10 protein-coding genes and 1 pseudogene are annotated in these 9,371 nt (G+C 37.2%); 4 read left to right on the top strand and 7 right to left on the bottom strand.

The genetic code is table 11. The annotated features are described in order from the left end of the window. The 4 genes from K1I71_RS07285 to K1I71_RS07270 form a co-directional block, all read right to left on the bottom strand. The coding region (locus K1I71_RS07285) for a transketolase (protein ID WP_223330608.1) at positions 1 to 766 on the bottom strand (766 nt) is incomplete at its 3' end. Positions 767 to 769: 3 nt separating this feature from the next. Next, entirely contained in the window at positions 770 to 2,116 is a 1,347-nt protein-coding gene (locus tag K1I71_RS07280; protein ID WP_223330607.1) for a PTS ascorbate transporter subunit IIC, read from the bottom strand. Positions 2,117 to 2,128: 12 nt separating this feature from the next. Next, positions 2,129 to 2,413 carry a PTS sugar transporter subunit IIB gene (locus tag K1I71_RS07275; protein ID WP_000912473.1) on the bottom strand — a complete coding sequence of 95 codons (285 nt, stop codon included), beginning with the start codon at positions 2,411 to 2,413 and terminating at the stop codon, positions 2,129 to 2,131. 3 nt (positions 2,414 to 2,416) lie between these two features. Then, positions 2,417 to 4,447, bottom strand: a complete 2,031-nt coding sequence (locus K1I71_RS07270) for a BglG family transcription antiterminator (RefSeq protein ID WP_223330606.1) — start codon at positions 4,445 to 4,447, stop codon at positions 2,417 to 2,419. A 190-nt stretch (positions 4,448 to 4,637) separates the two neighbouring features. Here K1I71_RS07270 and K1I71_RS07265 point away from each other — a divergent pair. From K1I71_RS07265 to rpmG, 4 genes and pseudogenes are all read left to right on the top strand, one after another. Beyond that, positions 4,638 to 5,265 (top strand): annotated as a pseudogene (locus K1I71_RS07265) (SPFH domain-containing protein). A gap of 2 nt (positions 5,266 to 5,267) precedes the next feature. Beyond that, complete coding sequence (locus tag K1I71_RS07260) at positions 5,268 to 5,468, top strand: type II toxin-antitoxin system antitoxin (RefSeq protein ID WP_223330605.1); 201 nt, start codon at positions 5,268 to 5,270, stop codon at positions 5,466 to 5,468. Positions 5,469 to 5,619: 151 nt separating this feature from the next. Next, positions 5,620 to 5,802 carry a 50S ribosomal protein L32 gene (gene rpmF / locus K1I71_RS07255; RefSeq protein WP_000290417.1) on the top strand — a complete coding sequence of 61 codons (183 nt, stop codon included), beginning with the start codon at positions 5,620 to 5,622 and terminating at the stop codon, positions 5,800 to 5,802. Positions 5,803 to 5,817: 15 nt separating this feature from the next. Next, entirely contained in the window at positions 5,818 to 5,967 is a 150-nt protein-coding gene (gene rpmG, locus K1I71_RS07250; protein WP_001265622.1) for a 50S ribosomal protein L33, read from the top strand. A gap of 775 nt (positions 5,968 to 6,742) precedes the next feature. Here rpmG and rpsD read toward each other — a convergent pair. The 3 genes from rpsD to K1I71_RS07235 all read right to left on the bottom strand — a co-directional run bounded on the left by rpsD (position 6,743) and on the right by K1I71_RS07235 (position 9,296). Further along, positions 6,743 to 7,354: a 30S ribosomal protein S4 gene (rpsD, locus tag K1I71_RS07245; protein ID WP_000092756.1), complete on the bottom strand. Its 612-nt coding sequence runs from the start codon at positions 7,352 to 7,354 to the stop codon at positions 6,743 to 6,745. Positions 7,355 to 7,548: 194 nt separating this feature from the next. Next, a complete protein-coding gene (locus K1I71_RS07240) occupies positions 7,549 to 8,601 on the bottom strand; it encodes a sensor histidine kinase (protein ID WP_223330604.1) in 1,053 nt (350 codons plus the stop codon). Next, positions 8,601 to 9,296 carry a response regulator transcription factor gene (locus K1I71_RS07235; RefSeq protein WP_223330603.1) on the bottom strand — a complete coding sequence of 232 codons (696 nt, stop codon included), beginning with the start codon at positions 9,294 to 9,296 and terminating at the stop codon, positions 8,601 to 8,603. The genes K1I71_RS07240 and K1I71_RS07235 overlap by 1 nt, the downstream gene beginning before the upstream one ends. Positions 9,297 to 9,371 lie beyond the last annotated feature (75 nt).

The raw sequence follows: 9,371 nt of genomic DNA, 5'->3' as shown, positions 1-9,371 counted from the left end.
GAATGTGCCAACTAAATGAGACACATACAGTTGATTTTTTCTTTTGTGATAAGAGTGGAGTTTTTAGAGGTGCCCTTGACTGTTTTAATTGGATAATCCCTTCATAAATTTCTCTAATATCTGAACCATTGACCCTAATGGATTCAAACCCAAATGCTGAGAATTTTTCTACAAAATCACCTGGATTACAAATATCCTTTGTAAAACCATCTAATTGTTTTTTGTTATCGTCTACAAATACAATTAAATTAGATAACTGTTGATGAGAAGCAAACTGTATAGCCTCCCAACATTGTCCCTCATTTAACTCACCATCTCCAACAATAGCATAGGTATAAAAGGGACTTTTTCTTATTCTCTGACCATATGCAAGTCCGGTTGCAACACTAATTCCCTGTCCTAAAGAGCCAGTTGTCATATCTATGCCCGGCGTTAGATTTCTATCAGGATGAGACGGTAATTTGGTTCTATTTGTATTTAAAGAATATAAGAATTCTTTGTCAAAGAAACCATTCAAATAGAGTGTGCTGTACAAAGCTGGTCCAGCATGTCCCTTGGATAAAACAAAATAATCTCTATCTCGTGACGCAAATATTTCTGGAGTCATCGGCATTATTTCACCATAAAGCACTGCTAAAACTTCTACTATAGACAGACTCCCTCCATAATGGCCGAATCCAAGATGATTCAATGTTCTAAGAGTATTTAATCGGATTTTTGTTGCAAATTTTCTTAACTCATCTTCTCTATTTTCACTTAAAATCATCCCTTATTCCTCCTTTGCAGATGGCTTTTTAATAAAGGATACTCCAAACATAACTGCTAGAATAAGAACAAGACCAATAACAATGCCTGCTTGTGAGCCAAATTGATTCAACATTCCTAAAATAATTCCTGATAGACCAAAATCTGCATCTGAGAAAGTTGACCCTTGGAAACCAAGTCCTCCCAAAACTGGCATTAAAAAGACTGGAAGAAAACTAATTAAAATACCTTGTAAAAATGCTCCAATAGTGGCTCCACGCACACCACCAGATGCATTCCCAATGACACCTGCAGTCGCTCCACAGAAGAAATGAGGCACAACGCCTGGTAAGATGACAACCGTTCCTGAAACAATCATAATTGCCATACTTACTAAACCACCAACAAAACTAGAGATAAATCCAATTAGGACTGCATTAGGTGCATAAGTATAAACAATCGGACAATCCAAAGCAGGTTTTGAATTAGGTACAAGACGCTCTGAAATACCTTTAAAGGCTGGAACAATTTCACCCAAAATAAGGCGAACACCTGCTAAAATAACAAATACACCTGCTGCAAATTGACCTGCTAATTGTAAAGCATAAACTAGACCACTTGTACCATTACTGATTTCTTTTTCTATATATTCTGACCCTGCAAAGATAGCTACAATAATGTAAATAACTGCCATAGATAAAGTAATACTAACAGTACTATCACGTAAAAAAGCTAAACTCTTTGGGAATTTAATGTCCTCTGTTGATTTTGATTTGTCACCGATAAGGCTACCAGTGAAACCACTCAACCAATATCCCAAAGAACTGAAATGACCTAAAGCCACCTTGTCATTTCCAGTTAATTGAACCATATATTTTTGTACAAATGCTGGAGAAATACTCATAATAATACCGAGTGCTAATCCTCCCAGTAAGATAAGAGGCAAACTTGTAAAGCCAGCAACTGATAAAATGACCGCAATCATACACGCCATATATAGAGTGTGGTGCCCTGTTAAAAAGATATATTTGAATCGAGTAAAACGAGCAATTAAGATATTGAATACCATACCTGCAAACATAATCATTGCAGTAGCTGAGCCATATGTTGTTAAAGCTACAGCTACAATTGCTTCATTATTTGGTACAACTCCAGATAAATGAAAAGCATGCTCAAACATGGTACCAAATGGATTTAAAGAATTTTGCACAATTCCTGCACCACCAGATACAACTAAGAAACCAACAAAGGTCTTAATTCCGCCTTTAATAATATCAGGTAATTTCTTCTTCTGAAGCACTAATCCTAAGATTGCAATTAAAGCTACTAAAATAGCTGGTGTACTAACAATATCCAATATGAACTTCATCATGACGCTAGCCTCCTATATAAGTTCTTTTTCTTCACAAATTTTAGTAATTAATTCTCGTAGCTCGTCCATATCAATAATACTATTTAAGATACGAACATCTCCAAGATGACTAGCTGAATCAGCTAGATCACGACCAACAATCCAAATATCAGCTGCATTTGGATCTGCTCCACCTAAATCATAGTGTTCAACTTCTACATCTGAAACATTCAAATCACTCAATACAGATTCAATATTCATCTGTACCATAAAACTTGAACCTAATCCTGAACCACAAGCTGTACCAATTTTTAACATTATCTAATCCTCCTGTTTAATTATCATTTCAATGTCATCATAGTTTTTTGATGAAATTAAAGCTTGAACATGATTTTTATCTCTTAAAATTGTTGTTAAATGTGACAAAGCCTTTAAATGACTCTCATTATCAATGGCTGCAATACAAATCAACAATCTTACCTCCTGTTCTGGATTATCCAATAAATAAATCGGTTCTTCCAAAACTAACATTGACATTCCTATTTCATTCACACCTTCATCTGGCCGAGCGTGAGGAATTGCTACTCCCTTCCCTAAATTAATAAAAGGCCCAAACTCTTCTACTTTTTGAATCATTGCCTCAGGGTAGTTCTCAGTTATCTTATGTTGATCCAAAAGCGGTTTAGCTGCTAAACGAATTGCCTCCTTCCATCCTAATTTTTCCGAACTAACCTGATAAGTTTCTTTTGTAATTAATTCTTCTAACAATGGTAACACTTCCTTTCTGTTCATTTCTTGATAGAGATACCTCTTTAATGCTAATTTTAACTCTAATTCTTGTGTGATTACACTATATCGTCTTACTATGCTAATTATCTGATTAAGCTCAATATCTCGATAACCTGTATCTGGGAAATCTTTTGATACCAATTCAACTAACTGCGTTGTTTGTTCTTCCGTCATCATAACAGAAACTAGATAATTTGGCTTCTCTGTATCCACCTTTATAGTAGAAAAAACCATATCATAGTCACTACTAGTTTTCGCATATAAATCATCAATCTTTGAGGTTCCTATAAACTCAATTTGAGGGAATAATGTTAATAGATTCTCTTTTATCATCAATGAAGAACTAATTCCATTAGGACAGATAATTGCTGCTTTATAACATTTTTGAGGCAAATTGTCTGCTTTCTTTAAATATCCTCCAAAATGGATAACAAAATATGCTGTTTCACTATCAGGTATGGGCTTGTCAATAGCGTCCATCAAGGGAGTCAAAGAATCTTTTACTAGTTCAAATAAATCAGGATAATGTTCTTTAACATGCAACACATATTCATTTGAGCTAGGTAAGCCGAACTTTAATCTATAGTAAGCCGGTATAAGGTGGCGGCGAAGATTTTCTCTCAATACTTCTCTTTGTTTAAAATGTAACAAAGAAATATCTTCCATTCTACTTATAATAGCCTCTGTTAATTGATTAAAGTAAACCGGAGCAACATCTACTTCACCTTCAAAGCAACTTGATAATAAAACTGTGACATAGCGATAATCATCCTCTGAAAATACAGTATCTATAATTCCCAAATCAACTACTGTATCTAATAAAATAGTCGTTATATCTTGAATAATAGGAGATACTAATGTCTCTGAAAGACATACTCTTTCAACATCCCTTTGATATCTACATATAATGAATACTAGACCGAAAAGGCAAACTTTTAATTGATTAACAATAGGTACTATCTGTAGCTTTTCATAATAATCTTTAACTACCTGATCAATCAAATCATAAGTTAATGAATACCCCCAACTGGATAAAACATAATCCAACCCCCAAATCCCTATGGAGGATTCCAGCAACTCACTAACCATTTGAAAAGCTAAACGGTGCTTATTCCACTCTGAACCGTGTAAAGTATAACCTTTTGCTCTACTGTACCCTAGCTCCAAATCATTATCTAACATAATCTTTCTTAATGATTGAATATCAGATAAGGTTGTATTCTTACTTACTTTCAAAAAGTCTTGGTAATGATTATTCGATATAAAATCTAATCGGCAAAAAGTGTAAAGATAGATTAATGCTAAGCGAGTCGACTTTGGTAAAACCAATTCATCCGACTTAATAATATCTGTCAAAGACTGCTTCGTACGATTTGATAAACTATAGCGACCTTGTTTTTTATCCAGCACTATCCCTTTATTAGCTAGATAAGGCACTAAATAATCTATTCCTTCTTTGACTTCCTTTATAGGTAAGCTCACCTTAACAGATAATTCATATAATGATAGCTCACAATGATCCATCAAAGTCATCAAAATAACTAGTGCTCTATAATCAAACATTTCTCTTCCTTTCTAACTACAATTATAGTGTAAAAGTTATAAGAATAAAAGAGTATTTCAGCACAATATAATCTCACTTCCTATAAGTAATTATTGGGCTGAAACTTTTTAGTGATTATTTGTCAACTTTCTATTAATTTTTAAAAACAAAATGATATCATTTAGATATCAAATAACAGAGGTCATTCTTATGACTGAAAAACTAATCAATTCAAAACCAAATGGTGTATTAGCATTGATTCTCATTGAGTTGACAATCGTACTTGGTATCTTTATATTTATAATGGGTGTTGGTTCGGAAAACATTTTTGGAATTATTATCGGACCTTTACTAATCGTAATTGCAGCGCTAACTCATGCTGGTTTAAAAGTTGTCAAACCTCAGGAGGCTCTGGTTCTGACACTCTTTGGTAACTATACAGGTACCATCAAAGAACCTGGCTTTTACTTTGTCAATCCCTTCAGCGTAGCAGTCAACCCTGCAAACCACACTCGACTTGGACAAAGTGGTGATGTTAGCACAAAATCTCCTTTTTTAGGAGCTAAATCATCAAATGAAAATGACTGCCTAGGAAATCCTTGAAGCACGTATCACTTACCTAGCTCATGCTCCAGAAATTACTACCATTATTGATGCCCGTAAAATGATTGTATATGGTGCTGTAGGAATGGTTGAAATGGCACTAGAACGGCTCAATGAAGGGGAATTGATAGAACTTGACGAAGAACGAAAAGCTGCCATGGTTTCAAATCTCCTTGTCGTCCTCTGTGGCAATCATGATGCACAACCAATTGTCAACACAGGAAGTCTTTACTAAAGATGGCTGAAGCTAAAAAAAAGCAGATCCCCCTTCGACTCTCAACAAAGTTATACGCTGCACCCGCATCATGGGCAGAAGACGACTTTCGTTCAGTCAATGGGCAAATAGAATATCTCCTCACAGAATGTGTCAAGCAACGGAAAAAAGACGGAAAATACGTATCAGAAACCATTGACGAACCATTTGAGATTGATATTTAACACCTTCTCCTGTCTGCTAGGTCGGACAGGAGAATTTTTTCATCTTTTTTTGTCAAGTAACTTTACTTTACAAAAAAAATGTGTTATCCTAGTATGGTTGATGAAAATCAGTAGATTGAATCGAATATAAATACCTAAAGGAGAAATCAAAATGGCAGTACCTGCACGTCGCACTTCAAAAGCGAAGAAAAACAAACGTCGTACACACTACAAAGTAACAGCTCCATCTGTAAACTTTGACGAAACTACTGGAGATTACTCACGTTCTCACCGTGTATCACTTAAAGGATACTACAAAGGACGTAAAATCGCTAAAGCTGCATCAGCTGAATAATAGAAGGGAGATACCATGCGCGTAAATATTACACTTGAACACAAAGAATCTGGTGAACGCTTGTACCTTACTTCTAAAAACAAACGTAACACTCCAGACCGTCTTCAATTGAAGAAATACTCACCAAAACTTCGCAAACACGTTGTGTTTACAGAAGTTAAGTAAGCATTCAATACGAATCAATACAGAAGAAAAACGCATTCAAGCGTTTTTTCTTTTTATCAACTACCTTATATTTCAATTCAAACTCTTCTTATCCTACAATCTTTTTTGTCAAACTGATTTGAATCAGGTAATTTTAGCACTTTACTGCATTCTACTGCACCCTTCTGCACTTTACTGCACTCGAGTTAACCGATGTCATCATTTTTCACCTGTACTATATATGATGTATAAAATAGTTTTTTCATCATTTAACCTGTAAAATGGGGATTGGTGACACGGGTTCTAATTTAAGTGAAATGGATTCAAGACACAAACACACTCTGAGGAAATATAGAAACAAAAGCTTGAAATATTAGGTGTTATATGTTAGAATAAACTTACAATGTGAGTAAAGTTACAGCATATGTAACTAAAAAAGCCCCATCGTGCCACCGATGGGGTTTTTTGCTATCCTCTAAAAGGGTTAACTATTACTTTTTACGTTTCTTAAGCCATAACTTGAAAAGCTCAGATAACACGTTAATAAGTAACGGAGCTAGAAACACTGTGAGTAAAGTTTCTAACATATGTAACACCTCCCTTCCTTAAAATGAGGGGGCCAAAATATTATATCATACCAGATTTATATCATCAACATCACATAATTCTTGGAATAGATAGACTTAGATACACAAATAACCTCACTAGCAGATCTCTAAACAAACCCAGAAATCAACCTTTTAAGACAAATCAAAAAGCCCACTGTTGTAGGCTTTCTGTAAGATATATCTTAAAATTAAAGCATTTTGTTGTAGAATTCAACGACAAGTGCTTCGTTGATTTCTGGGTTGATTTCGTCGCGTTCTGGCAAGCGAGTTAATGAACCTTCCAATTTTTCAGCGTCGAATGATACGAATGCTGGACGTCCAAGAGTAGCTTCTACTGCTTCAAGGATAGCTGGAACTTTCAATGATTTTTCACGAACTGAGATCACTTGACCTGGAGTTACGCGGTATGATGGGATATCAACGCGTTTTCCATCAACAAGGATGTGACCGTGGTTTACGAATTGACGAGCTTGACGACGAGTAGTCGCAAGACCAAGACGGTAAACAACGTTATCCAAACGACGTTCCAAAAGAAGCATGAAGTTGAAACCTAGGATTCCGCCTTTGATTTTTGTAGCTTGTACGAACAAGTTACGGAATTGTTTTTCACCTACACCGTAAGTGAAACGAAGTTTTTGTTTTTCAGCCAATTGCAAACCGTATTCTGACAATTTAGAACGGTTGTTTGGTCCGTGTTGTCCTGGTACGTAGTTACGACGTGCCAATTCTTTACCTGTACCTGTAAGTGAAAGGCCAAGGCGACGAGCTTGTTTCCAAGATGGTCCTGTATAACGTGACATGTGAATGTCCTCCTGATATAAATAATATTTCGGTGGAAATAGTCACTTAGAAAGCCCTGATTCGTGCAGATGCCCTTCGCCTAAACAGCCAAGGTTACTTATCATAAGACACCTGTTGACGAGCTTCATGCTTTCCTGCTGATATTTCACACAAAATCCATTTTACCATGAATAGCTGGATTTGTAAAGGGGTTTTAAGCTTTATTTTCATTGCCAGAGAGGTTAAGAAGGAGAGTAAAGGTGCTTCCGAGGCCGTACTGGCTGCTGACTGTGATTTCTCCACCCAATTGATGGGCCAATTCACGCGCAATCGCAAGTCCTAAGCCATGACCACCTGTTTTCATATTGCGCGAAGTTTCGACACGATAAAGGCGTTTGAAAATATTCTCCAAGTCCTCTGGGGCAATGCCCTGTCCCTCATCGGTCACACTGATTGAAAGCTGGTTATTTTCCAGCTTAGCCACCACTTCCAGCTTGGTCCCTGGAGCCGAGTATTTAAATGCGTTATTGATCAGATTCACCAAGATGCGAGAAAGCTTGGCATAATCTCCTTCAATCCGGGCAGACTCTGGAATCACCTGCAAGTGGACATCTCGCTCCTCCTGCTCAATCAAGAACTGAAATTCACTCATGCACTCAATCAAAAGCTGATCCAGAAAAATGCTGTCTTTGCTAGTCGTCTCCGCCTGATTTCTAGCTGTGTTTAGGGTCAAAAAATTCAACTCCTCAACCAGTTTATTGAGTCTTTCCGTCTGACGCCCAATGGTTGCTAGATAATGGTCCTGTTCTCCTTCCTTGATAACCCCATCCAAAATCCCTTCTACCGTCGCTTGAATCGAAGTGATGGGAGTCTTGATATCATGCGATAGCTGGGCAATCATTAAGCCCTTTTCTCGTTCGCTTTCTTCCAAGGAATTGAAGGTTGCCTGCAAATCATGGGACATTTCATTGAAGGCTTGGCCTAACTGCTGAAATTCCATAGGACCTTGAACCTCCAGACTTGAAGGAAAGTCCTTGTCCGCTACCCGCTTGGCATGTTCCTTAAGTTTAGCCAATGATGTAAAGACAGGCGATAGGAGAAAGAGACTAATCCCAGCACCGACAAAACTTGCGATTAAAGTCATGCCAATCAGGAAATAAATTTCTCTTTGCTCAATTAACATGCGCTGGATAGCCCAAAAAACCACGATAATTGTTAGGAGTGTTGAAATGATATACCCCACTAAAATATAACTTTTTAATTTCATTAACTACCTCGTGCTTTCTCAATTTTGTAGCCCAAGCCCCAGACAGTTTTGATAGTAGGTGTTTCTGCACTAGCATGTTTAGCCAACTCCTGTCGAAGAGCATGAATATGAACATTCAAGGTATTGGTGTCATCCACATAGTCTTCTTGCCAGACCTTTTCATAGAGGTCTGTCTTAGAAAAAACTCGCTCTGGATTGCTAGCTAGAAGCCATAGAAGTTCGAAGGATTTGACGGTCAAATCAAGCGCCACATCTCCAACTTGGACCTCATGGCTACCGTGATTCATCCGTAAATCCCCGAGACTGACGACTTCTGTCTCACCTCCACGATGAAGGCGACGTAAGATATTGTGGACACGCAAAACCAGCTCACGTGGGCTAAAGGGCTTGGCAATAAAATCATCTGCCCCCAAGCTTAGGCCGTAAATCTTATCCTGCTCACTGGTCTTAGCCGTGATAAAGAGAAAAGGCTGATCTGGAGATTGATACTGAACCTCACTAATCAAATCATAACCATCCATCCGAGGCATCATGATATCTGTAATAATCAAATCAATCGGTTTTTGCTTGAAGATTTCTAAGGCCTCTACTCCATCATGGGCCACCAAAACCTGATATCCCGCCTGAACCAGATAACGTTGATGAATATCTGTGATTTCTACCTCGTCATCAACGAGTAAAATTGTCTTTCCCATCTGTCTCTCCTTTGAAAAAAACAGTGCTATACCACAATAGTATAACACTATTTTAATCTCTTTACGAACATTCTA

It is taken from the genome of Streptococcus mitis (assembly GCF_019929545.1).
GTDB lineage: Bacteria > Bacillota > Bacilli > Lactobacillales > Streptococcaceae > Streptococcus > Streptococcus mitis_BU.
This window is presented reverse-complemented; position numbering and strand designations above follow the sequence as displayed.

What these genes read in the sequence shown, in the direction of transcription:
- rpmF (WP_000290417.1), top strand. Translation starts at nt 5,620, where the DNA reads ATGGCAGTACCTGCACGTCGCACTTCAAAAGCGAAGAAAAACAAACGT.
- rpsD (WP_000092756.1), bottom strand. Translation starts at nt 7,354, where the DNA reads ATGTCACGTTATACAGGACCATCTTGGAAACAAGCTCGTCGCCTTGGC.
- K1I71_RS07235 (WP_223330603.1), bottom strand. Translation starts at nt 9,296, where the DNA reads ATGGGAAAGACAATTTTACTCGTTGATGACGAGGTAGAAATCACAGAT.
- K1I71_RS07280 (WP_223330607.1), bottom strand. Translation starts at nt 2,116, where the DNA reads ATGATGAAGTTCATATTGGATATTGTTAGTACACCAGCTATTTTAGTA.
- K1I71_RS07275 (WP_000912473.1), bottom strand. Translation starts at nt 2,413, where the DNA reads ATGTTAAAAATTGGTACAGCTTGTGGTTCAGGATTAGGTTCAAGTTTT.
- K1I71_RS07270 (WP_223330606.1), bottom strand. Translation starts at nt 4,447, where the DNA reads ATGTTTGATTATAGAGCACTAGTTATTTTGATGACTTTGATGGATCAT.
- K1I71_RS07240 (WP_223330604.1), bottom strand. Translation starts at nt 8,601, where the DNA reads ATGAAATTAAAAAGTTATATTTTAGTGGGGTATATCATTTCAACACTC.
- rpmG (WP_001265622.1), top strand. Translation starts at nt 5,818, where the DNA reads ATGCGCGTAAATATTACACTTGAACACAAAGAATCTGGTGAACGCTTG.
- K1I71_RS07260 (WP_223330605.1), top strand. Translation starts at nt 5,268, where the DNA reads ATGGCTGAAGCTAAAAAAAAGCAGATCCCCCTTCGACTCTCAACAAAG.